The 26719-nt window shown below is 70.7% G+C and carries 1 protein-coding gene; it reads right to left on the bottom strand.

Annotated features, from left to right (window positions below; all coding sequences use genetic code 11):
• Positions 1-19 precede the first annotated feature (19 nt).
• On the bottom strand, positions 20-26719 hold the full coding sequence (locus QM693_RS04740) for a non-ribosomal peptide synthase/polyketide synthase (protein WP_283351574.1): 26700 nt from the start codon (positions 26717-26719) through the stop codon (positions 20-22).

Raw genomic sequence — 26719 nt, 5'->3', positions numbered from 1 at the left:
CACAGCGGCACGGCTCCGTTCAGCGGATTCGGTCGTCGCGGCGCCGGGTGCGACCGGCCTCGAGATACCCCGACAACACCGGACCGATGACGGCGAGGGACTGCGGCTCGATCATGTCGTTGTGCCCGCAGTCCACCCGGTGCTCCACGATTCGACCGGTCACCAGCGGCCGCCACTCGTCCGCCGACCGGGAGCGCGTGGTGCCGTCGTCGTCGCCGGTCGCGGGGAAGATCAGCAGCTCGCCATCGTAGACCTGCGGCTCGAACCGGTGGACCAGATTTCGCGAATTCTCGTATCCGGCGTTGATCCGCGCGAGGTGTTCTCCGCGTAGCCCGGAGTCACTGCCCCACGATTCGTTCAGCAGTTGCGCCGCGCGTTCGTACGTGAGCTCGCCGTCGGTGGCGACGACGAGCCCCAGGCCGCGGAGCAGATCCCGCATGTCGAGCTTCCCGAACAGCGGATCCTCGCCGTTGTCGGGATAGCTGTCCATGACCGTGAGGGTGGCGACGTCGTCGCCTGCACGCTGGAGTTCGACGGCCATCGCGTGGGCGATGACCCCGCCCAGCGACCAGCCGAGCAGGTCGTACGGTCCCTCCGGCTGAATGGCCTTCATCTCCTCGACGTACCGGTGCGCGAGTTGTTCGATCGACTGGTAGTCGCCGTCCCCGCTGATCGTGGGCAACTGCAGTCCGAACGCACGGCGGTCGGCGGGCAGATACCGGACGAGACCCGCATACCCCCAGGAGAGCCCGATTCCCGGGTGGACACAGAACAGCGGTCGTCCGGTGCCCTCCGTGCGCAGCGGAATGACCACCCCCAGCGCCTCCGTCACCCCGCTCTCGGCCGACGGCACTGCGATCCTGCGGGCGAGGCCGGCCGGGGTGGGATCGAGGAACATCCATTGCAGCGGGATCTTCCGATCGAGCCTCTCCTGCAGGGCGGCGATCACCTTCGTCGCAAGCAGGGAGTTGCCGCTTCTCTCGAAGAAGTTGTCCTCGGCCCCCACCCGGTCGAGCCCGAGCACCTCGGCGAAGACGTCCACGACCGCCGCCTCGAGGTCGTTCGCCGGCAACCGGAAGGCGGCGCCCGACAGGAACTCGGGTGCGGGCAGTGCGGCGCGATCCAGTTTGCCCACCGGCGTCAGCGGAATCTGTTCGAGGACGACGATCGCGGCGGGCACCATGTGGGCCGGCAGACGCTCCCCGACGAGACGGGTGAGTTCCGCGGTGTCGACGTCCGCACCGCCGATCGGCCGGACATACGAGACGAGCAGCGGTTCCCCGGCAGGCCCGGCACGGCCGATGGTGACGGCGAACCCGACGTCGGGATGATCGGTGAGTACGGCGTCGATCTCGCCGGGTTCGATGCGGAACCCGCGGATCTTCACCTGGAAATCGCTGCGCCCGACGTACTCGAGGGTGCCGTCCCGGCGCCACCGCACCACGTCTCCCGTGCGGTACATCCGCTCGCCCGGGGCACCCCAGGGGGCGGCCACGAAACGGGACGCCGTCAGATCGGGCCGACGGTGATACCCGGACGCCAGAGCGCGTCCCGACACGTACAGCTCACCGACGACACCGACCGGCACCGGGCGCAGCCGCGAATCCAGCACGACCTCGGAGACGCCGCGGGTGGGTGCGCCGAGCGTGATCGGCTCGCCCGGCACCAGCGCGTCGCTGATGTTCGACATGATCGTCGTCTCGGTCGGCCCGTAGGCGTTGAACATCCGGCGGCCGGGCGCCCACCGGGCGACGAGTTCGGGTGGACAGGCTTCACCGGCCACGACCAGCATCCGCAGCGACTCGAAGCCGAGGGGGTCCATCGACGCCAGTGCGGTCGGGGTGACGAATCCGTGGGACACCCGCTCACTGCTCAGCAGTGCGGCCAGTTCGGTGCCGCCGTAGATCGTCGGCGGGGCGATCACCAGCGTCGCGCCCGCGCAGAATGCCATGACCAGTTCGAACACGGACGCGTCGAAACTCGGCGACGCGAAGTGCAGCACCCGGGCGCCGGGTGTGACGACGAGGCGGTCGCGCTCCTCCGCGGCGAGGTTCGCCAGGCCGCGGTGTGTGACGGCCACTCCCTTGGGGACGCCCGTGGATCCGGACGTGTAGATGAGGTACGCGGGATGTGCCTCGTGCAGCGGTACCGTCCGGTCCGCGTCGATGACGGGGGCAGGCGACTGCAGCCGGATCCGTTCCTCGTCTTCGGCGTCGTCGAGCACGATCCAGTTCACGGTGCCGGGCAGCCGATCTCGGTGTGCCCGCAGGGTCACCCCGGACACCGCCCCGGAATCGGTGAGCATGTGCTCGATGCGGTCGAGTGGATACCCGGGGTCGACCGGCAGGAACGCGGCGCCCGTCCGAGCGACGGCCCACACCGACAGCACCGATTCGATCGAGCGCGGCAGGCTCAGAGCGACAGTGGTTCCCGGACCCGCACCGTCCTCGATCAGGCGGCGCGCCAGCCGGTTCGACGCCTCGTCGAGTTCGCGGTAGCTGATCGTCCGGCCCCGGTAGGACACCGCGTCGGCGCCCCGGTCTCGTTCGACGGCGGCCGACAGCAGTTCCGGCAGCAGGACATTCGGGGCGTCGGGTGCGCCGCGCGCCGGGGTGAGCGCCGCGACTTCGTCGGTGCCGAGGATCTCGATGTCGCCGACCGGAACACCGGGTTCCGCGGTGACGGTGCCGAGGATGCGCACGAACCGTTCCGCGAACCCGCGCACCGTGTCGGCATCGAACAGGTCGGTCGCGTAGTCGATCGCACCCACCATGCCCGCCGGGGTGCCGTCGGCGGCGAACCGCTCGTCGAGGATCACCTCGAGGTCCACCTTCACGACGGCGAGGTCGGGATCGAGCCCCTCGACGGTCAGCCCCGGCAACCGCAGAGCGGGATTCTCGGTGTTCTGGAATTCGAGGGACACCTGGAACAGCGGCGAGTGGGCGGTCGACCGCACCGGTCCGACGGCGTCCACCACCCGTTCGAAGGGCAGGTCGGCGTGCGCGAAGGCGCCGAGATCGGCGTCGCGGACCCGCGCGAGCAGGTCACGGAACGGCTGTCCCGCCTCCACCGGGGTGCGCAGGGCCAGCGTGCCGACGAACATGCCGACGAGGTCGTCGAGTGCCGCCTCGCCGCGGCCGGCGATCGGGGTGCCGATCGCCACATCCCCGGTGCCGCCGAGCCGGCCGAGCAGCACAGCGAGTGCAGCGTGCACGATCATGAACTCGGTGGACCGGTGCTCCCGCGCCGCCGTCCGGATCCGCTCGTGCAGGCCGGGCTCGATCGCGAAGCGCACCCGCTCGCCGCGGAACGACTGCTGTGCGGGACGCCGACGGTCGGCGGGCAGTTCGAGGAGTTCGGGCAGCCCGGCCAGCGCCGACTCCCAGTAGGCCAGTTGCCGCGAGATCAGCGACCCGGGGTCGTCCTCCGAACCCAGCAGCCTGCGTTGCCACAGTGTGTAGTCGGCGTACTGGACCGGCAGCGGCGTCCATCCGGGAGCGCGACCGTGGACGCGGGATTCGTACGCGATCATCACATCCCGCACCAGCGGTGCCATGGAGAAGCCGTCGGCGGAGATGTGGTGGACCACGACGGCGAGCACGTGGTCCGTCGGGTCGAGGGAGAACAGGGCGACGCGTAGCGGAACGGCTTGGGCGACGTCGAAGCCGGCCGTCACGAGCCGGGTGAGCTCCTCCCGGAGCCGACCGTCGTCCGCGACCGCGGTCGGCGCGAGCATCGGCGCGGTAGGCGCGAGGATCTCCTGGACGGGTTCGCCGTCGCGGAGCGGGAAGCGGGTGCGCAACGACTCGTGCCGGGTCACGACGTCCGTGACGGCGGCGGTCAGCGCATCCACGTCGAGGTCGCCGATGAGCCGCACCACCATCGGGATGTTGTAGGCGGGCGAACTCGTGTCGAACTGGTTGATGAACCACATGCGTTGCTGGGCGTAGGACAGCGGGATGCGGTCGGGCCGGTCCCCGGCGGTGAGGGCGGGACGGCCGGACGGACCCGCTCCCGCGTGCTCGATACGCGCGGCGAACGCCTCGACCGTGGGCGCCTCGAACAACGCCCGCACGCCGATGTCGGTGTCGAGTGCGGCGCGCAGGCGGGCCACCGCGCGGGTCGCGCTCAGTGAGTTGCCGCCGAGGTCGAAGAATCCCGCGTCCGCGCTCACCCGGTCGAGTCCGAGGACCTCCGCGAAGACCTCGGCCACCGTCTCCTGGACCGGATCGGCGGGTGCCCGGTATTCGCGCGTGCCGACGTCGAATTCGGGTGCGGGCAGGGCTTTGCGGTCGAACTTGCCGACGGCGTTCAGCGGGATCTCGTCCAGCACCGTGATCGAGGACGGAACCATGTGGGCGGGCAGTCTGCTCGTGAGACGGCGGGTGATCGTCTCGGTATCGAGGGCACGTTCGGGCGCGGGCACCACGTACGACGCGAGGAGCGTGTCCCCGGCCGGACCGCGGTAGGCGACCGTGACCGCGAACCGGACGTCGGGGTCGGCCGTGAGAGTGGTGTCGATCTCGCCGAGTTCGATGCGGAACCCGCGCACCTTCACCTGGAAGTCGCTGCGGCCGAGGTACTCGATGGTGTGCTCGGCAGTCCAGCGCACGATGTCGCCGGTGCGGTACATCCGTTGCCCGGGCTCGGCGGGATCGGCGACGAACCGTTCCGCCGTCACCCCGGGGCGCCGGTGGTAACCGCGCGCCAATCCCGCACCGGCGAGGTACAACTCCCCCGGAACCCCGACCGGAACCGGCCGCAACCGGGAATCCAGCACCAACTCCGTGACACCGCGAATCGGTCCACCGATGGTGATGCGCTCCCCCGGCCTCAGCGGATCGCTGATGTTGGACATGACCGTGGTCTCGGTCGGCCCGTACCCGTTGTACAACCGGCGTCCCGGTGCCCACCGGGACACGAGTTCGGGTGGGCAGGCCTCGCCGCCGACCACGACGTCGGTGAAATGATCCAGCCCCGCCGGGTCGAGAGACGCGAGGGCCGCCGTGGTGACGAACGCGTGTGTGACGTGCCGGTCCCGGATCAGCTGGGCGAGTTCGTCGCCGCCGAAGACGGTGGTCGGCGCGATCACCATCATCGCCGCCGCACCGAACGCCTGCAGATATTCGAATACGGATCCGTCGAAGCTCGGTGTCGAGAAGTGCAGCGTCCGGGACTCGGAATCCGCTCCGAAGCGGGCGAGTTGGTCGCGCGCGAAATTGTCGAGACCGCGGTGCGTCACGGTCACGCCCTTCGGCCTGCCGGTGGACCCCGACGTGTAGACGAGATACGCGGCCGTGTCGAGGGTGACCGGTGCCGTGCGGTCGCCGTCGTCGACCGATTCCGCGGATGCGGCCGCGCACTCGGCGGCGAACGCGGGGTCGTCGAGAACGAGCCAGCCGATGTTCTCGGGCAGACGGGCGCGATGCTCGGACGTCGTCAACCCGAGTGCGCAGTCCGAGTCGGTGAGCATGTGCGTGATGCGCTCGCCCGGATAGTTCGGGTCGACGGGCACGAACACGGCCCCGGTCCTGGCCACCGCCCAGACGCACAGCACCGACTCGATCGAGCGTGGAATACCCACGGCCACCGACTTTTCTGGCCCGAGTCCGCGGGCGATCAGAGCACGGGCGAGCCGGTTGGACCGCTCGTCCAGCTCCCGGTACGACACCTCGACGTCGCCGGACGACAGGGCGACCGCATCGGGGTCGACCGCGGCGGCGTCCGTGAAGATCTGCGGGAGCGTGCGGACGGAGCCGGCGGGACCACCGCGGACCGGTACCAGTTCCGCGCGTTCCCGCTCGGTGAGCAGCGACAGCCGGGCCAGCGGCACGTCGGGTCCGGTGCAGGCGTCGAGCACCCGCACCACCCGCTCGGCGATGTCCTCGATCGCGCCGGCGGCGAACAGGCCGGGCACGTACTCGAATTTCAGGTGCAGGCTCGCCGCCGCCGACGCGACGAGACTCAGCGGGTAGTGGGCGGCGTCGCGGGCATCCACACCGGTCACGCGGAGTCCGGCGATATCGGTGTCTTCCGACAGCCCGGCCCGGTCCACCGGATACGACTCGAACACGGTGAGGGTGTCGAACCCGACGCCGGGACCCGCGGCGTCCTGGATCTCGGCGAGACCCGTGTAGTGGTGATCGAGCATCGCCGCCTGCTCGGCCTGCACCCGCTCCAGCAACGCGCCGAGCGTCTCCTCCGGATGCAGAGTGACGCGCACCGGAACGGTGTTGATGAACAGCCCGACCATCGTCTCGATGCCGGAGAGTTCCGGCGGCCGGCCGGAGACGGTGGCGCCGAACACGACGTCGTCGCGTCCGGTGAGCATCGCCAGCACGATGCCCCATGCCGTCTGCAGAATGCTGTTGAGGGTGAGCCCGCGCGCCCGCGCGGATTCGCGCAGCCGGTCGGTCCGGTCCTCGTCGAGGTCGAACACCCACTCCCGCGACACGGTCGACAGCTGCCGAGCCCGGTCGGCGGGCACCAGCAGCGTCGGTTCCTCGACCCCCGCGAGGGCGTCCGCCCAGGCCCGCGCGGACAGCTCGGTGTCGCGCCCGCTCATCCACACCAGGTAGTCGCGGTAGTCCCGCACGCGGGGCAGCGGAGAGGGGTCGGCGTCCGTGGCGTACAGCGTGAGCAGTTCCCGGATCATCAGCGGCATCGACCAGCCGTCGAGCAGGATGTGGTGGTTCGTCGACACCAGTCGGCAGCGGCCGCCGGCCGTTCGCACCAGCAGGAACCGGATCAGCGGCGCGGTGGCCATGTCGAAGGGGGTGGTCCGGTCGGCGGCCAGCAGTCGCTCGATCTCGGCGGCCGCCGCGTCCTCGTCCAGTGCGCTCAGGTCGATCTCCCGCCAGGGCACGGCGACCCGGCCCGAGACCACCTGCACGGCCCCGCCCTCGGCGTCGTGACAGAACGCGCTGCGCAGGTTCGGGTGACGGTCGAGGAGTGCGGCGGCGGCCCGGCGCAGTCGTGCGGCGTCGACGTCGCCGCCGAGGTCGAGAATCAGCTGGACGAGGTAGGCGTCCACCGATTCGTCGGCCAGTTCGGCGTGGAACAGCATGCCCGCCTGCAACGGCGACAGCGGCCAGACATCGGTCATCGCCGGGTAGCGGCGCTCGAGGTCGTCGATCGCGCTCTGGCCGAGCCGGACGAGGTTCAGGTCGGACGGGGTGAATCCGCCGCCACCGGACCGGGCGTGCTCGGTGAGGGCCTCGAGCGCGCCGACCCACAGGCTCGCGAGTTCGCCGATGTCGTCGGCGGCGATCACCCCGACGGGGAACGACCACGTGGCGGTGAGGGCGGGACCGGCGGCGGTGTCGGTGGTCCTGGCGTTCACGTCGACGACGGCCGCCGCGGGCAGCCCGGAGTGCGCGGCGGCGGCGAGGCCCGCGTCGGCGACCGGCGTCCAGTCGCCGTCCGGCGCGGAACCCGAACCGAGCCTGCCGAGGTAGTTGAAGCTCACCTGCGCGCCCGGCAGGGCCGCGAGTTCGGGAGCCGTCTCGGCGTCGAGGTAACGGAGCAGCCCGAACCCGATGCCGTGGTCGGGGATCGACTGCAACCGCTCCTTCACCGTCTTGACCGCGGCCCCGGCGGCGGGGCCGGCCGCGAACGCGTCGTCGATGTCCACACCACTCAGGTCGAGGCCCACCGGGAAGATCGTGGTGAACCAGCCGACGGTGCGGGCGAGATCGGCGCCCGGAACCACCTGCTCCTCACGACCGTGCCCTTCGAGATTCACCAGCGCGCCGGACGACTCGATCCCGCGCGCCCGGCGCCAGCGGACGAGCGCCAACGCCAGCGCCGTCAGCAGTCCGTCGCCGACACTCCCGTGGAAGGCCTGGGGAAGCGTCGTCAGCAGCGCCTCCGTCACCTCGACGGGAACCCGGACCTCGACGTCGGAGGTCTGGACGTCGGCTGCGGTGAGGGGCCGCGACCCGAGCGGTGGGTCGGGGGTGTCGAGCATCCGCCGCCACAGGTCGAGTTCGGCTGTGCGAGAGGGCTCCTGCGCCACATCGGTGAGGGCGTGCGCCCACCGGCGCATCGACGTGCCGGTGCCGGGCAGGGTGGGCGGCTCACCCGACAGCACCTGAGCGCAGGCGAGGGCGAGGTCGGGGACGAGGATCCGCCACGACACCCCGTCGACCACCACGTGATGGGCGACGATCAGCAGCCGTCCCGCGGCGGCCGGTGTCGCGCTGCTCGCGAACCAGACCGCCTGCACCATCACACCCGACTCCGGGTCGAGCCGGCCCGCGGCGGCGTCCAGTTCGCGGGACGCGGCCTCGGTGAACGAGTCGGCGGCGTCGATCGGCACCGTGCGCACCACCGCGGTCGCCCGCACCCAGCCGGGCGGCGCGACCGCCATCGCCGCACCGTGCTCGGCCCGGTCACTCCGGTACAGCCGGGCGCGCAGCATGTCGTGCCGGTCCAGGACGGCCTGCATCGCCGCCGTCAGCGTGTCCTCGTCCAGTGCGGCGGGGGTGGTGAACAGCGCAGCCTGGGAGTACCGGCGGAAATCGCCGTCCCTGCCCAGCATCCAGTGCACGATCGGGGTGAGGGGGAATTCGCCGACGCCGCCGCCGGGCAGCTCCTCCAGCGTGACCGCCTGCTCTCCCGCGGTCGCGACCTCCGCGAGCGCGGCAACCGTCTTGCGTTCGAACACGTCCCGCGGGGTGATCACCACCCCGGACGCCTTCGCCCGGGTGACGAGCTGAATCGACATGATGGAGTCGCCGCCGACCGCGAAGAACGAATCGTCGACGCCCACCGATTCGAGGCCGAGCACCTCGGCGAACAGGCCGGCAAGGATCCGCTCCGTTTCCGTCGCCGGTGCGCGGCCGAGCGACACCTGCCGTCCGAAGTCCGGTTCGGGCAGCGCCCTGCGGTCGAGTTTGCCGTTCACGGTGAGGGGCAGGACGTCGAGCACCACCACGACCGCGGGCACCATGTGCGCCGCCAGCCGGCCGGCGACCGCGTCGACGATTGCGGCCGGATCCAGCACCCGGCCCGCCTCGGGCACCACGTAGCCCACCAGTCGTTCGCGCCGCGCCAGCACCACCGACTGCGCCACACCGTCGCAGGCGAGCAGCGCCGACTCCACCTCGCCGAGCTCGATGCGGAAGCCCTTGACCTGAACCTGGAAGTCGTTGCGGCCCAGATATTCCAGCTGACCGTCCGCGTTCCACCGGCCGAGGTCGCCGGACCGGTACATCCGCGAACCGGGTGTGTGCGGGTCGGCCACGAACCGGGTCGACGTGAGTGCGAACCGGCCGAGATAGCCCCGGGTCACCTGCGCGCCCGACACGTAGAGTTCCCCGACCACTCCCGGCGGCACCGGGTGCAGTCGGGAGTCGAGCACGTACACGCGCAGTCCGGGCAGTGCCCGGCCGATCACGGAGGCTGACGCGGACGCGGCGAGTTCCACGTCCAGCGGCAGGTGACTGACGTGCACGGTGGTTTCCGTGATGCCGTACATGTTCACCAGCGCCGGGGCGGTGTCGTCGTGTCGCGCGTACCAGCGGGTGAGCTGCCCCAGGTCGAGGGCCTCGCCGCCGAATACCACGACGCGGAGGGACAGTTCGGTGGCGCCGGCGACCCGGTCCGCCTCGGCGAGTTGGTAGAAGGCGGTGGGGGTCTGATTCAGGACGGTGACGTTCTCGTCCCGCAGCAGTCGCAGGAACATGTCGGGTGAGCGGGTCGTGAAGTAGTCGACCACCACCAGCCGGCCGCCGTGGAGCAGCGCACCCCACAGTTCCCAGACGGAGAAGTCGAACGCCGCCGAGTGGAACATGGTCCACACGTCGGAGGCATCGAACCGGAACAGCGGTTGCGTGTTCGCGAACAGGGTGACGACGTTGCGGTGCGCCACCTGAACGCCTTTCGGCTGCCCCGTCGAGCCGGACGTGTAGATGACGTACGCCACCGAGTCCGGGCGCAGCGGCCCGGTCCGGTCGCCGTCGGTGACCGGCAGCGGCGACGTACGGTCGAGTTCGGCCACCGTCTCCGCACTGTCCACGAGCAGGAGCGGGACCCCGCTCGCCCGGACCGCGTCGGATTCGGCCTCGGTGGTCAGCACACACACCGGCCGGGCGTCGGCGAACACGAACGCGAGCCGCTCCGCCGGGTACGTCACATCCACGGGCACATAGCCGGCACCCGACTTCACCACCGCGAGCAGCGCCACCACCAGCTCCACCGACCGCGCGGCGGCGACGGCCACCAGGGTCTCGGGGCCGGCGCCCCGCGCGATCAGCAACCGCGCCAGGCGATTCGCCCGGGTGTCCAGCTCGTCGTAGGTGAGCGAGACGCCTTCGCACACGACGGCCGTCGCGCGGCGGGATCGCTGCGCGGCCCGCTCGAAGAGGTCTACCAGGGTCGCGTCCGGGGCCGGGGACTCGGCGAACGCCGGCAGCACCCGGCCCCGCTCCGCGGTGTCCAGGATCTCGATGTCGCCCACGGGAAGTTCCGTGGTCGCGGCGACCGACTCGAGCACCCGGAGGAACCGTTCCCCGAATCGGACCACGGTGTTGCGATCGAGCACGTCCGTCGCGAACCGCAGTCCGGCACTGAGTCCGGCGGGCGCGCCGTCACTGTCGATCTGCTCGGCGAGACTCAGTTCCAGGTCGAACTTCGCGACGCCCAAGTCCACGCCGAGCGAATCGACGGTGAGTCCGGGCAGTTCGAGGTGGGTGCCCTCCGCGTTCCGGAACTCGATGAGCACCTGGAACAGTGGGGTGTGCGACGTGGATCGTTCGGGGGCGAGATGGTCGACCAGCCGCTCGAACGGGATGTCCGCGTGCTCGAACGCACCGAGGTCCGCCGCCCGCACCGCGGTCAGTACCTGACCGAACGACGCCCGCGGATCCACCACCGTCCGCAGGACGAGCGTGTTCACGAACATGCCCACCACGTCGTCGAGCACCGCCTGCCCGCGACCGGCGACGGGCGTTCCCATCGTGACGTCGTCCGTGCCCGACAGCCGGGACAGCAGGACGGCGAATGCCGCGTGAACCGCCATGAACAGTGTCGAATTATGTTGTGCTGCGATCGTGTTCAACGCACGGTGCAGCCGGGCAGGCACGTCGAACTCGACGACGTCCCCGCGGTAGGACCGCTGGACGGGGCGCGGCCGGTCTACCGGGATCTGCAGCACCTCGGGCGAACCGGACAGGGTGTCCGTCCAGTAGCCCAGTTGCCTCGACAGCACCGAGTCCGGATCGTCCACCGCACCGAGGAAGTCCCGCTGCCACACGCTGTAGTCGGCGTACTGCACCGGCAGCGGGGTCCAGCCAGGCGTCTCCCCCACGGTCCGGGCGGTGTACGCGAGCATGACGTCGCGGGCCAGCGGCATCATGGAGAACCCGTCGGCGGCGATGTGGTGCACGACGATGGCGAGGACGTGCTGCTCGGGTTCCAGCTCGAACAGCCGTGCGCGGAACGGGATCTCGTCACTCACGTCGAAACCGGCGCCGACCAGGGCTGCGAGGGCGTCCCGCAGTGCGCGGTCACCGGCGGCGGCCACCGGATCGAGGCGGGGGGTGGCCCGCCCGGCATCGACGATCACCTGGTGCGGTCCGTCGACCGACCCGGGAAACACGGTGCGGAGCGATTCGTGCCGCGCGACGACGTCGCCGACCGCCGCGAGCAGGGCGGCGTGATCGAGGACCCCGGTCAGTCGCAGGGCGATCGGAATGTTGTAGGCGGGCGACGACGTGTCGAACTGGTTGACGAACCACATGCGTTGCTGCGCCAGCGACAACGGGATCCGGTCGGGGCGCTGTCGTGCGGCGAGCGCCACCGACGGGGTGGCCGCCGTCACCGCCGAGTCGATCCGGACCGCCAGATCGGCGACGACCGGAGCGTCGAACAGTGCGGCCACGCCGATCCCGGCGTCGAGGGCGGAGTTGATGCGCGCGACCGCCCGGGTGGCGCTGAGCGAGTCGCCGCCCAATTCGAAGAAGCTGTCGTCCGCACCGACGCGCAGGGCGCCGAGCACGTCGGCGAACACCTGCGCGACAGCCTCCTCGACCGGAGTGGTGGGCGCCCGGTACCCGATGGTCGCCGACGTGAATTCCGGTGCGGGCAGAGCCTTCCGGTCGAGCTTGCCGACGGGGGTCAGGGGAATCTCGTCGAGGACGACCACCGCGGCGGGCACCATGTACTTGGGCAGGATCCGGCCCGCGAACGCGAGCACGTCCGGCGCCGCCACCTCCTCGCCGTCGTGCGGCAGCACGTACGACACCAGCGCCGTGTCCCCCAGCGGGCCCGGCCTGCCGAGGGTCGCGGCGAAGTCGAGGTGCGGGTGGGTGGTGAGAACGGAATCGATCTCGCCCAGTTCGACGCGCTGACCGCGGATCTTCACCTGGAAGTCGCTGCGCCCGAGGTATTCGAGGGTGTGGTCGCGGGACCAGCGCACGACGTCGCCCGTGCGGTACATCCGGCCGCCGCCGTAGGGGTCGGCGACGAACCGCTCCGCGGTGAGCGCGGGCCGCCGGTGGTACCCGCGGGCCAGCGCCGGTCCCGCGATGTACAACTCGCCGGGCACCCCGGCCGGAACGGGCTGCAGCCGCGCATCGAGGACCGACAGCGCGATGCCACGGACAGGCCCCCCGATGGTGACCGGCTCGCCCGGTCTCATCGGCCGGCTGAACGTGGTGAGGATGGTGGCCTCGGTGGGGCCGTACCCGTTGAACATCGCCCGATCCGCACCCCACGCGGCGACCAGTTCGTCGCCGACGGCGTCGCCGGCCACGACGAGCGCCTCGAGGTGCTCGATGCCGTCGCGCTCCACGGTGGCCAGGACGGCCGGGGTGATGCAGGCGTGGGTGACGCGTTCGCGGCGCAGCAGCGCCGCCAGTTCCGCCCCGCCGTAGACGTCGGGGGGAGCGATCACGAGCGTCGCCCCGGCGGCACAGGACTGGACGAGTTCGAGTATCGCCACGTCGAAACTGGGTGAACAGATGTGCAGGCACCGGGAGTCGGGTGAGACGGTGTAGTGCTCGGTCTGCTCGGTGAGCAGGTTCGCCAGACCGCGGTGGGTGACGACGACGCCCTTCGGCCTGCCGGTGGACCCGGACGTGTAGATCGCGTACGCGGCGTGGTCGACGTCGAGCACCGACCGGCGGTCCAGGTCGGTGACGCGGACCGGCGATGCGGCGGCCCACGTGCGGTCGAAGGCCGGTTCGTCCAGCACCAGCCACGGCACGGAACCGGGCAATCGGTGTCGGTGAGCGGACGTCGTCACACCCAGTGCCGCACCGGAATCGGCCAGCATATGTTCGATGCGATCGGCGGGATAGTTCGGGTCGACGGGCACGAACGCCGCGCCCGCCTTCGCGACCGCCCACACCGCCAGCACCGATTCCCGTGATCGGGGTAGCCCGAGCGCCACGAACCTCTCCGGCCCGGCACCGCGTTCGATGAGGACGCGGGCCAGCGCGCTCGACCGCTCGTCGAGCTCGCGGTAGCTCGTCTCGCGTCCGTCGAAGACGAGCGCGGGCACCTCCGGCCGGTTCCCGGCCGAGGCGGTGAGGATCTCGGGCAGGGTCTTCGGCGGCCCGGCGGGGGCCCCGGACACCGCGGTGTACTCCTGGAGTTCGGCCTCCGACAGCAGGGTGAGGTGGGCGATGGGTGTGTCGATGTCCGACAGCATGATCTGCACGACGCGCGCGACGCGGTCCGCCACCGACTCCGCGAACTCGCTCCGGAAGACGTTCGGCTGGTATCGCAGTCGCAGGTGCAGTCCGGTGTCGACGTGCGCCATCAGGGTGAACGGATAGTGGGTGGAGTCGATCCCCTCGATCCCGGCGACGTGCATGCCGTCGATGTCGGTGTCTTCCGACAATCCCATGCGGTCCACCGGATAGGACTCGAACACGGTCAGCGTGTCGAAGGCAGCACCTTCCCCGACGGCGCGCTGAATCTCCGTGAGGCCCACGTAGTGGTGATCGAGCAGGGCAGACTGTTCACGCTGGAAACGCTGCAGCAGTTCCGCGAGCGTCTCCTCGCGGCGCAGGCGCAGCCGGACGGGCACCGTGTTGATGAACAGCCCGACCATCGACTCGATGCCGGCGACTCCCGGTGGGCGGCCGGACACCGTGGCTCCGAAAACCACGTCCTCGCGCGTGCCGAGTGTGGTCAGCACCAGCCCCCACGCCACCTGGACGAGGGTGTTCATGGTCAGTCCGTGTTCCCGCGCGAGGGCCTCGAGCGCCCGGGTCTTCTCCTCGCCCACGTCGAGGCGCACGTCCTCGGGTTCGGCGAAGCTCTGCTCGCCGCGCGCCGCGGGGGCCACGAATGTCGGCCCGTCCGAGCCGGCGAGGGCGGATACCCAGGCGGCCGTGGAGCGTTCGTGGTCCTGCCTGCCGATCCACTGCAGGTAGTCGCGGTAGGACGTGACGTGGGGAAGGGCCGTCGTGTCGCCGTCCGTGGCGTAGAGGATCAGCAGGTCCTTGATCACCAGGGGCGTCGACCATCCGTCGAGAAGGATGTGGTGATGGGTCACGACCAGCCGGTACCGGTCGGGTGCGGTGCGCAGCAACGTGAATCGGAGCAGCGGCGCCTCGGACATCTCGAACGGGACGGCGCGGTCTGCCGCGACGAGTGCCTCCGCCTCCGCGGCGATCCGGGTGTCGTCGAGATCCGACAGGTCGACGTCGGTCCACGGCGCGGTCGCCCCGGCGAGCACCACCTGGACCGGTCCGCCACCGGTCTCCGCGAACGCCACCCGGAGGTTCGCGTGCCGGTCGAGCAGGCCCTGTGCGGCGCGGCGGAGCCTGGCGGAGTCGACGGTGCCGCGCAGGTCGAAGACCAGCTGCACCTGATACGCGTCGAGGCGATGCTCGGACAGCTGCGCGTGGAACAGCAGACCGGCCTGCAGCGGTGACAGCGGCCAGACGTCGGCGAGGTCCGGGTAGGTGCTCTCGAACCGGTCGATGTCTGCCTGCCCGACGGACACCAGATCGAGATCGGACGGCGTCAGCCCCCCTGCGCCCGGGCGGCTCGCGTGCTCGGCCAGGGCGGTGAGTCCCCGAACCCACAGTGCGGACAGCTCTTCCACGTCCTCGGCGGCCAGCACACCGGTGGGGTACGACCACGTCGCCGTGAGTACCGGTGCGCCGTCCCGGACGGTGGTGGCGGCGTTGACGTCCACGACCCAGGCGGCGGGCATGTCGTAGTTCTGGGTTCCGCCGAGGTCCCCGCTGCCCGCGACGGGTAGCCAGGGCACGTCGCCCCCGCTCGTCGCCACCCGGCCGAGGTAGTTGAAACTCATCTGCGGTGGCCGGAATCGGCGCAGTGCCTCCGAGCCGACCGGATCCAGGTATCGCAGGATCCCGTACCCGATGCCGTGATCGGGGATGGCGAGGAGTTGTTCCTTGATCGCCTTGATCGCGGACCCGGCCGCGTCGTCGCCGGCGAGGGCGGCGTCGATGCCGATGCCGGTGAGGTCGAGTCGCGCCGGGAACAGTGTGGTGAACCACCCGACGGTGCGGGACAGGTCGGCGCCGGGCACGACGTGGTCTTCGCGGCCGTGACCCTCGAGGTTGATCAGTACGTCGGCCATCTCGACCCCGCGGTGCCGCCGCCACCGGATCATTGCCAGTGTGAGCGCGGTGAGGAGGCCGTCGCCGACGGTGCCGTGGAACGCGGCCGGCAGTGTGGTGAGGAGAGCCTCGGTGACGGGTGCGGGCACGTCGACGGTGACGCGGCCCGTCGTGGCATCGACGTCGACGGCCGAATCCAGCGGCCGGAAGCCGAGGAGCGGGTCGGGGCCGTCCAGGATCGACTGCCACCGCCCCGCTTCGGTGCGACGGGCCGACGCGGCATCGGTGAGTCCGTGCGACCACCGCCGCATCGACGTCCCCACGGCAGGCAGCGCGGCAGGCAGACCCTCGGCGGCGCGAGTGTGGGCCGCCGCCAGATCCGCGATCAGGATCCGCCACGACACGCCGTCGACCACGAGATGATGCGCGACCAGCAGCAACCGCCCCTGCCCGCCGGGACCGTCGAACCAGAGCACCTGCACCATGCTGGCCGAGGCCGGGTCCAGGCGGTCCGCCGCCGCGTTCAGTTCCGCTCTCGCCACCGCATCGAAGTCGCCGGCGTCGAACGACGTCACGGGCACGTGATGGATCAGCGCATCGGCGGGCACCGATCCGGTCGGCAGCACCGTCATGGCCCACCGCCCCGACTCGTCGACGGCGAGCCGCGCGCGGAGCATGTCGTGGCGGTCCAGCACGGCGTCGACGGCGGCGGCGAGATCGCCACGGGTGAGCCGGGGCGGCGCGGTGACCAGCACGGCCTGGGAGAACCGGTCCAGCCGGCCGCCGCTGCGTCCCAGCATCCACGCGACGACGGGTGTCAGCGGAACCGGGCCGACGCCACCGCCGGGCAGTTCCTCCAGCACCACGGCATCCGCGCGCTCGTAGTGGGCCACCTCGGCGAGACCGGCGACGGTCCTGCGCTCGAACACGTCCCGCGGGGAGAGGATCAGACCCGCTGCCTTCGCGCGGGCCACCAGCTGGATCGACATGATGCTGTCGCCGCCCAGCGCGAAGAACGAATCGTCCACACCCACCGACTCGAGTCCCAGCACGTCCCGGAACAGGCCGGCGAGCAGCGACTCCGTCTCGGTGCGGGGCGGACGACTGTCGGTGACGGCGACACCGAAGTCCGGTTCCGGCAGCGCCTTCCGGTCGAGCTTGCCGTGGACCGTCACCGGGAGCGCCGCGATCACCACGACAACGGCGGGCACCATGTACGACGCGAGGCGCGTGCCCGCGAACTGCAGCACTTCGCCCGGATCGATGTCCGCTCCGGGTTCGGGGACCACGTATCCGATCAGCCGGTCGCCCGAGCGTTCGTCGCGGCGCACGTCGGCGATCGCCGCCGCCACGTCGCCGTGCGCGAGCAGCGCCGACTCGACCTCGCCCAGCTCGATCCGGAATCCGCGGATCTTCACCTGGAAGTCGGTGCGCCCGAGGTAGTCGAGTTGCCCGTCCGTCGTCCAGCGCACGAGGTCGCCGGTCCGGTACATCCGGCTGCCCGGCGGCCCGAAGGGGTTGGCCACGAAGCGTTCCGCGGTGAGCGGGTATCGGCCGTGATAGCCGCGCGCGAGCGCCGGGCCCGCGAGGTACAGCTCCCCCGCGACCCCCGCCGGTACGGGATGCAGCCGCTGATCGAGGACCGCCTCGGTGAACCCGAGCGTCGGCGCGCCGATCGTGACCGGTTCGCCCGGCGCCAGCGGGGTGCTGATGCTCGACACGACCGTCGACTCGGTCGGACCGTACGCGTCGAACATGGCCCGGCCCGGTGCCCAGCGGGCCACCAGTTCCGGCGGGCACGTTTCGCCGCCGGTCACCACGCACTGCACGCTCTCCAGACCGGCGGGATCGACCGAGGCGAGCGCCGCCGGGGTGACGAAGCAGTGCGTGACCCGCTCGCGCAGCAGCAGTTCCGCCAGCTCGTCGCCGCCGTAGACGGACGGGGACGCGATGACCATCGTCGCGCCCGGCCCAACCGCCAGCATCAGCTCCAGCACGGAGGCGTCGAAGCTCGGCGACGCGAAGTGCAGGGTCCGGGACGCCGCGGACGTGCCGAACGTGCTCTGCTCCGTCGCAGCGAAATTCGCCAGACCGCGGTGCGTGGTCACCACACCTTTCGGCCTGCCCGTCGATCCCGACGTGTAGATGACGTACGCGGGGTGGTCCACGTGCAACGGTGACGTCCGGTCGGTGTCGGTCACCGCCGCCGCCGGGAGCAGCGCCAGCTCGGCCTCGGTCCCGGGGTCGCCCGGCACCAGCCACGGGATCGACGCGGGAAGGGCTGACTGCAGCGCGGCCGTGGTGAGACCGGCGACGGCGCCCGAGTCGCCGAGCATGTACTCGATGCGCTCGGCCGGATGGTTCGGGTCGACCGGCAGGAACGCGGCCCCGGTCTTGGCCACCGACCAGACGGCCAGCACGGATTCGATCGACCGCGGCAGTGCCAGAGCCACCACTTGTTCCGGGCCGACGCCGCGCTCGATCAGGAGCCGGGCGAGCCTGTTCGACCATTCGTCGAGGTCCCGGTAGGACACCTGGCGTCCTTCGAAGGACAGCGCCGCGGCGGCCGGGTCCCTGGCCGTGGCGGCCGTCAGCAACTGCGGCAGCGTCCGAGCGGCCACGCCGGGGCCTCCGCTCGCGGACGTCAGCGCGGCCCGCTCGCCGGCGCCGAGGACGTCGACATCGCCGACCGGGGCGTCCGGCGATTCGGTGACGGCGCTCAGGATCCGGACCAGGCGCTCGGCGAACGCGGCCACCGTGTCCGTGTCGAAGATGTCGGTGGCATACCCCAGCGCCGCACTGATCCCCGCGGGATGACCGTCGGCGTCGACGTTCTCCCTCAGCGTCAGCTGGAGGTCGAAATTGATCGTGTCGAACGCGAGGTCGAGGGGTTCGACATGGAGGCCCGGCAGTTCCAACTCGGGGCGCTCGGTGTTCTGGAATTCGAGCATCACCTGGAACAGCGGTGAGTACGCCGTCGAACGGGAGGGCCGCAGGCTCTCCACGACACGTTCGAACGGGACGTCCGCATGCGTGAACGCCCCGAGATCGGCCTCGCGGACCTGCGCGAGCAGCTCGGCGAACGTGCGGGCGCCGTCGATGGGGGTACGGAGCACGAGGGTGTTCACGAACATCCCGACCAGGTCGTCGAGCTCGACCTCGCCGCGGCCCGCGATGGGGGTGCCCACGGCGATGTCGTCCGACGCACTCAGCCGCGCCAGCAGGACGGCCAGCGCGGAGTGCAGGGCCATGAACACGGTCGATCCGTGCCTGCGTGCGAGTTGCACGACGTTCCGGTGGAGATCCGGGTCGATGTCGAATTCGATACGACCCGCGCCCAGGGTGCGGGCGGCCGGGCGGGGCCGGTCCGTCGGCAGTTCCAGTACATCGGGAAGGTCGGCCAGCGTCGCGGTCCAGAAGTCGAGCTGGCGGGCGAGAGGCGAACCGTCTGCGTCTTCGTTGCCGAGCCAGTCTCGTTGCCACAGTGTGTAGTCGGCGTACTGCACGGGAAGCGGGGTCCAGTCGGGCGCGGCGCCGCGGCACCGGGCGGTGTACGCCGACAGGACGTCGCGGGCGAGCGGAACCATCGAGAAACCGTCCGCCGCGATGTGATGCACGACCACGGCCAGCACGTGCTCGTGCTCGTTCACCCCGAACAGCCGGGCCCGCACCGGCGCCTCCGTCGTCACGTCGAACCCGGCGGAGAGCAGGCGGTGGAGTTCCGCGCCGAGGTCCGCCGACCCGACGGCGTGCGGTGTGAGTGCGGGCGCCACCTTCTCTGCCGGGAGGATCACCTGCCGCGGACCGCTGTCGGTGAGAGGGAAGACGGTGCGGAGGGACTCGTGGCGCTCGACGACGTCGGCGACGGCCTCCTCCAGCGCCTGCGCGTCGAGGGTGCCGGCGAGGCGGAGCGCGATCGCGACGTTGTACGCCGCACTGGCCGTGTCGAACTGGTTGATGAACCACATCCGCTGCTGTGCGAGTGAGACGGGGACCTCCCGCGACGGGTCCCGTGGGGCCGGCGGCGGCCGGGATTCCAGGTTGGAGTCCCCGGCCTCGGCGCGGGCGGCCAATCCGGCGACGGTCGGGGCGTCGAACACGTCCCGCACGCCCAGCCGGTCGCCGACGGCAGCGTTGACGCGCGCGACGAGCCGGGTCGCGGTCAGCGAGTTCCCGCCGAGTGCGAAGAAGCTGTCGTTCGCCCCCACCCGGACGCTGCCGAGCAGATCGGCGAACACGGCGGCGACGATCTCCTCCACCGGATTGCGTGGGGCGACGAAACCCACCGTCGACGTGCCGAAGTCCGCTTCGGGAAGGGCTTTCCGGTCGAGTTTGCCGTTGACCGTCAGGGGCAGGGCGTCGATCACCACGACCGCGGCCGGCACCATGTACGACGGAACGCTCGCCCCGACCGCGTCGAGAACCGCCGCCGCGTCGACATCCGCACCCGTCTCCGGGACCACGTAACCCATCAGCCGGTCACCGTCCCGGTCGTCGCCGCGCACCACGACCACCGACTGCGCGACCCCGGGGCACGCGGCCAGGGCCGCCTCCACTTCGCCGAGTTCCACCCGGAATCCGCGCAGCTGCACCTGGAAGTCGCTGCGCCCCACGTACTCGAGCCGGCCGCCCGCACCCCACTTCACGACGTCGCCCGAGCGGTACATGCGCGCCCCCGCCCGGTGGTGGTCGAACGGGTCGGCGACGAAACGCGTCGCGGTCAAACCCTGCCTGCCGATGTAGCCGCGGGTCACCTGGTCGCCGGACACGTACAGTTCGCCCACCACCCCGGGCGGTACCGGATGCAGCCGGCCGTCGAGGACGTAGACCCGCAGACCGGGGAGTCCGCCGCCGATCACCGAGCCCGGCACGGACGCCGCCAGCGCTCGGTCGAGGGCGAGGAAGCTGACGTGCACCGTGGTCTCGGTGATGCCGTACATGTTCACCAGCACGGGGGCCCGGTCGTCGTGCCGGGTGTACCACCGCTCCAGTTGCCCGACGTCGAGGGCTTCGCCGCCGAAGATCACGTGCCGCAACGACAATGGCGCCTGATCGGTGTCCTCGACGGCGTTCGCCGCGCGATCGGCCTCCGTCAGCTGGTAGAACGCCGTCGGGGTCTGGTTCAGCACCGTCACCCGTTCCCGGCGCAGCAGTTCGAGGAACGTGTCCGGCGATCGTGCGGTGAAGTAGTCGACCAGCACCAGCCGGCCACCGTGGACGAGCGCACCCCACAGTTCCCAGACGGAGAAGTCGAAAGCGTACGAGTGGAACAGCGTCCACACGTCGGACGAGTCGAATCCGAACAGTTCCCGGGTGTTGGCGAGCAGCGTGACGACGCACCGGTGCGACACCTGGACGCCTTTGGGTCGCCCGGTGGACCCCGACGTGAAGATGACGTACGCGACGGCGTCGGCCCGCAGCGGCCGCAACCGGTCCGAGTCGGTGACCGGCAGCCCGGACAGTTCGGCCACCGCACCGGCCGTCGCCGGATCGTCGATCGCCACCACCGGGATTCCGGCCGGTGCCAGCGACGCGAATTCGGCGCTCACCACGGCGCAGACGGGTCGCGCGTCCTCGAACATCGCTGCCACCCGCTCGGCGGGATAGCTGGTGTCGACCGGCACGTACCCGCCACCGGCGGCGAGCACCGCCAGCAACGTCACCACGAGGGCAGGTGTGCGATCCACCATCACCGCGACCAGCGACTCGGTTCCCACCCCCTCGGCGATCAGCAACCGGGCCAACCGGTTCGCCTGCTCGTCCAGTTCGCCGTAGGTCAGCGTCGCGTCACCGCACACGACCGCGGTGGCGTCCGGGGTCGACGCGGCCACCCGCGCGAACAACTCGACCACGGTCTGCGCGTCGGCGGTGACGCCCTCGTGGTTCCATCGGTCCAGCACCAGGTCGCGCTCGACCGCACCGAGAACCGGGATGTCCCCCACCACCGCCGCCGGGTCGTCGACCACCGCCCGCAGCACCCGGACGAAGCGTTCCCCGAACCCCTCCACCGATGTCCGGTCGAACACATCCGTCGCATAGAGGAAGGCAGCGGACATTCCGGCGGCGGTGCCCTTCTCGTCGTGATGTTCGGCGAGCGACAGCTGGAGGTCGAATTTGGCGACCCCCGGGTCGACGTCGACCGCCTCGACTGTCAGGCCCGGCAGTTCGAGGTGGGCGCGCACGGTGTTCTGGAATTCGAGCAGTACCTGGAACAGCGGCGAGTGGGACGTCGACCGGCCTGGTGCCAGCTCGTCGACGACGCTCTCGAAGGGAACGTCCGTGTGCCCGAACGCGCCCAGATCCGTGTCGCGGGCCCGGGCCAGCACGTCGGTGAACACCTCACCCGGCTCCACCGGAGTCCGCAGCACCAGCGTGTTGACGAACATCCCGACCAGGTCGTCCAGCGCCGCCTCACCGCGACCCGCGATCGGGGTGCCGATGGCGACGTCACCCGACCCGGACATCCTCGACAGCAGTACGGCCAGCGCCGCGTGCATCACCATGAACAGGGTTGCGTGGTGCTCGCGCGCGAGGAGGAGCAGTTGCCGGTGCAGGCCCGCGTCGATCGCGAACGCCGCGGTCGCTCCCTCGAGTGAGCGGGCGGGCGGCCTGTTCCGGTCGAGCGGCAGGGCGCTGACCTCCGGCAGTTCTGCGAGCACACCGCGCCAGTACTGCAGTTGCCGGGACATGAGGCTGTCCGCGTCCTCGGCACTGCCGAGAAGGCGACGCTGCCACACGCTGAAGTCGGCGTACTGCACGGGCAGCGGCTCCCAGCTCGGCGGCGTCCCGGACCGGCGCGAGGAGTACGCGACCATCAGGTCGCGGGCCAGCGGCGCGAGCGACGCCCCGTCGGCGGCGATGTGATGCACCACGATCACCAGCACGTGTTCGTCGGGGCCGGTCCACAACAGCGCCGCCCGCAGCGGGACCTTCGCGCTCACGTCGAATCCGCCCGCGAGGAGGGTCGCGATCCTCTCGTACAGCGACTCGTCGCCGTCGACGTGCGGGGTGAGGTCCGGGACGACGTCCGCGGTGTCGACCACCACCTGGTAGGGCCCGTCCGTCGACGCGGGATACACGGTGCGCAGCGACTCGTGCCGCTCGATCACGTCGCCGACCGCTTCCCGCAGCGTGTCCGCGTCCAGAGGTCCGGTGAGGCGCACGGCCATCGGGATGTTGTACGCCACCGACGACGTGTCGAACTGGTTGATGAACCACATCCGTTGCTGCGCCAGCGACAACGGGATCCGGTCGGGCCGCTCCCCGACGACCAGGGGCGGTCGGTCCACGAGTTCGGTCCCCGCACGCCGAACGTACGCGGCCAGCAGTTCGGCGGTGGGCGCCTCGAACAACGCCCGCACACCCACGTCCGATCCGAGCGCCGCGTTGACGCGCGCGATCACCCGCGTCGCCACGAGAGAATTGCCGCCGAGGTCGAAGAAGCTGTCGTCGACACTGATCCGTTCGACGCCGAGGACCTCGGTGAAGACCTCGGCGATCGACTCCTCGACCGGGTCGGTTGGCGCCTTGAACTCGGCGGCCGCGGACAGGAACCGCGGTTCCGGCAGCGCCGCGCGGTCCAGCTTCCCGACCGGGGTCAGCGGGATCTCGTCGAGCACCACGACGACCGAGGGAACCATGTACGCCGGCAACCGGTTCCGCACCTGCCGCAGCAGTTCCGTCGTCTCGATCGGCCTGCCCGGAGCCGGGACGACGTACGAGACCAGGACGGTGTCCCCGGTCGGTCCCGGCCTGCCGATGGTGACGGCCAGTCGCACGTCCGGATGCGTCTGCAGCATCGCGTCGATCTCGCCGAGCTCGATGCGGAAGCCCCGCACCTTCACCTGGAAGTCGCTGCGGCGCAGGTACTCGAGGGTGTGGTCGGGCCGCCACCGCACCACGTCACCGGTGCGGTACATCCGGCCCCGGCCGTACGGGTCGGCGACGAACCGCGCCGCGGTGAGACCGGGACGGCGGTGATAGCCCCGCGCCACACCGGCACCGGCGATGTACAGCTCACCGGGTACCCCGACGGGTACCGGATGGAGCCGGGCGTCGAGTACCACTTCCTCGGTACCTCTGATCGGACCGCCGAGTGTGATGGGGTCACCCGGGGTCATCGGTGCGCTGATGTTCGCCATGACGGTCGTTTCGGTGGGACCGTACGCGTTGTGCAGCCTGCGGTCCGGCGCCCACCGGGCCACCAGTTCGGGCGGGCAGACCTCACCGCCCACGACCACGTCGAGGAAGTCGCCCAGCGAATCCGGCGGGATCGTGCCCAGCGCAGCCGTGGTGACGAAGCCGTGCGTGACACGTTCCGACCGCAGGAGGTCGGCCAGTTCCGAGCCGCCGTACGCGGACGGCGGCACGACCACCATCGTGGCACCCACCCCGAACGCCTGCAGGTATTCGAACACGGACGCGTCGAAACTCGGCGTCGAGAAGTGCAGCGTCCGGGACGATCTCGTGGCGCCGAAACGTTCCTGCTGGTCGGCCGCGAAGTTGTCGAGCCCGCGGTGCGTGACGGTGACGCCCTTCGGCTGCCCCGTCGAGCCGGACGTGTAGATCAGGTACGCGGAATTGTCGAGGTGCAGGGGCCGGATGCGGTCGGAGTCGGTCACCGGACAGTCGGAGCGGGCGGCGCAGTCGGCCTGGAAGTCCGGGTCGTCGAGCACGCACCAGGGAATCGAATCGTGTAAGCGTCCCCGCAGCGACTCCTCCGTCAAGCCCAGCACCGCACCGGAATCGGCGAGCATGTAGTCGATTCGGTCGGGCGGGTAATTCGGGTCCACCGGAACGAACGCCGCCCCGGCCTTGGCGACGGCCCACACGGACGCCACCGACCGGAACGAACGCGGCAGTGCCAGCGCGACGAACGATTCCGGCCCCACCCCGCGGTCGATCAGCATGCGCGCGACCTGCGTCGACCACCGGTCCAGCTCGCGGTACGACAACTCCTCGCCCTGCCGCGACAGGGCCGTCGCCGCCGGATCCAGTGCGGCGGCGTCCGCGAAGAGGTCGGGCAGGGTGCGCTCGGACCGGCCCGGTCGTCCTCGTACCGGTGTCAGCGCGGAACGTTCGTCTGCGGAGAGGATCTCGATGTCACCGACCGGAACCACCGGATCGGCCGCCATCGCGTCGAGGATGCGGAGGTACCGCTCGGCGGCCACCCGAATCGTGTGGGCGTCGAACAGGTCGGCGGCGAAACCGAATTCGACGGCGACACCCGCCGGATCGCCCGACTCGTCGGCCGCTTCGGTCACGGTCACGCACAGGTCGAGTCCGGAGACGGCAGAACCCGGGGAGCCGGGCGCGCGGGTGTCGAGCAGCACCTGGAAGATCGGTGCGTACGCGTCCGACACCGACACATCGAGTTCCCGCACCAGACGATCGAACGGAACACCGGTGTGCGCCGTCGCCTCGGTAGCGACGTCCCGGACGTGCGACAGATAGTCGCGGCACGACTCCTCGCTCGCGTACCGCGACCGCACCACCACGACGTCCGTGCGATCGCCCACGTCCACAGCCGTTCCGACGGCGATGTCGCTGCTACCCGTCACCCGCCCCAGCAGGATCGACAGGGCCGTCAGGAACACCGTGCGGCCGGTGGTGCCTGCGGCGTCGGCCAGTGCGGCCACGCGGCGGTGCAACTCCCTCGGCACCACCACGGTGACCCGATCGCTCGCCTGCGACAACCTCGCGGGCCGCCGATGATCGGTGGGCAACGGCAGGAGGTCGGGCAACCCGTCCAGCTGCCGGCGCCAGTAGTCGATTTCCGCCGCCTCGCGCAGAAGTCGTTCGCCGGTGCGGGAACTGGTCTCGTGGATGCTGCCCACCCGGGACGCCGGGTCTGCGGTGGCCAGTTCCTCGAGCAGTTCGACGAACTGACGATGGTGTTCCCGCAGTTCCGCGTCCTCGTAGCGGCTGGGGTTGGCGCGGAAGTCCACGAAGATCCGGGTGGGAGTGCCGCTCTGATACACGTTGATCAGCAGGTCCTCGACCGGACCCGACGTGACGATGTGGAAATCGCCGAGGAGCGAACCCAGCGCGACCTCCTGGCGGAACAACATGACGTTCACCATCGGCCCGTACAGTGCCGTCGTCGCGGTGTCGCCGGCGTCGCGGCGGATGTCGTCGAGGCTGCACCGCTGGTGTCGCAGTGCGGCGACCAGCTCACGCTGCACCTGCTCGATCAGTTCCGCGACGGTGTCGTCGGCCCGGACACTGACGGGCATCGGTGCCACGTTGACGAGCATGCCCCCGGAATTGCGCAGTACCGCCGTGGTGCGGGCCGACACCGGAATGGTCACCAGCACATCGGTTCTGCCGGTACGTCGCGACAGGTAGCACGCCGCGGCCGCGATGATCGTCGCCGCCGACAGGCTGTCGCGGGAATCGAGAACGGCCACGACGTCGTCCGAGAGGACAGCGCTCTCCACCGTGCTGGTGGCCGACACCTGCCCCGCCGTCCGCGCCAGCGTGGTGCCCTCGAGCCCGGCGACCCGCCCCGCCCAGTACTCCCGATCGGTCACGAACCGCTCGGAGGCGCGGTACCGGCTGTCGATGTCGTACAACTGCCGCAGGCTCACCGCCCGGTTCGGATCCGGTTCGCGGCCCGCGACTTTCGCGGAGTACCGGTGTGCGATGCGGCGCAGCATCGTCATGGCCCCATAGCCGTCGAGAGCAACGTGGTGAATCCTGCTGTACCACAGGAAGTGTGTGTCACCGGTCTGCAGGATCGACGTCTCGACCAGCCGGTCGGCGCTCAGATCGAGCGGCGTGACGTAGTCACGTTCCATCCATGCGTGCGCCGCCGCCACCGGGTCCTCGTCCGCGCGGAAGTCGACGTACGCGATCGACGTGTCCGTCCGATGGTCCACGTACTGCAGCGGCCGCCCGTCGACGTCGTACACCTTGAGGAAGGGCGATTCGAATTCGCGGGCCGCTTCCACCGTCTCCTGCCGGAGCAGGTCGATGTCGAGGACACCGTGGAACTCGACGTACTGGGCGATGGAGATCGGGACCAGCGGTTCGAGTTGCTGCGCGAACCACGTGGCCCGCTGGGCCGCCGAGAGCGGAATCGGTTCGCCGCCGTCCGGAACACGGAGGTCCGCGGGGCGGCGCGTTTCTCCCGCCCCCGGAACGGGTCCTTCACCTTGTCCTGGGCACAC

This window comes from Rhodococcus sp. IEGM 1305 (assembly GCF_030058635.1).
GTDB lineage: Bacteria > Actinomycetota > Actinomycetes > Mycobacteriales > Mycobacteriaceae > Rhodococcus_F > Rhodococcus_F opacus_D.
The sequence above is the reverse complement of the archived record's forward strand: the minus strand, read 5'-3'. Positions and strand labels throughout refer to the sequence as shown.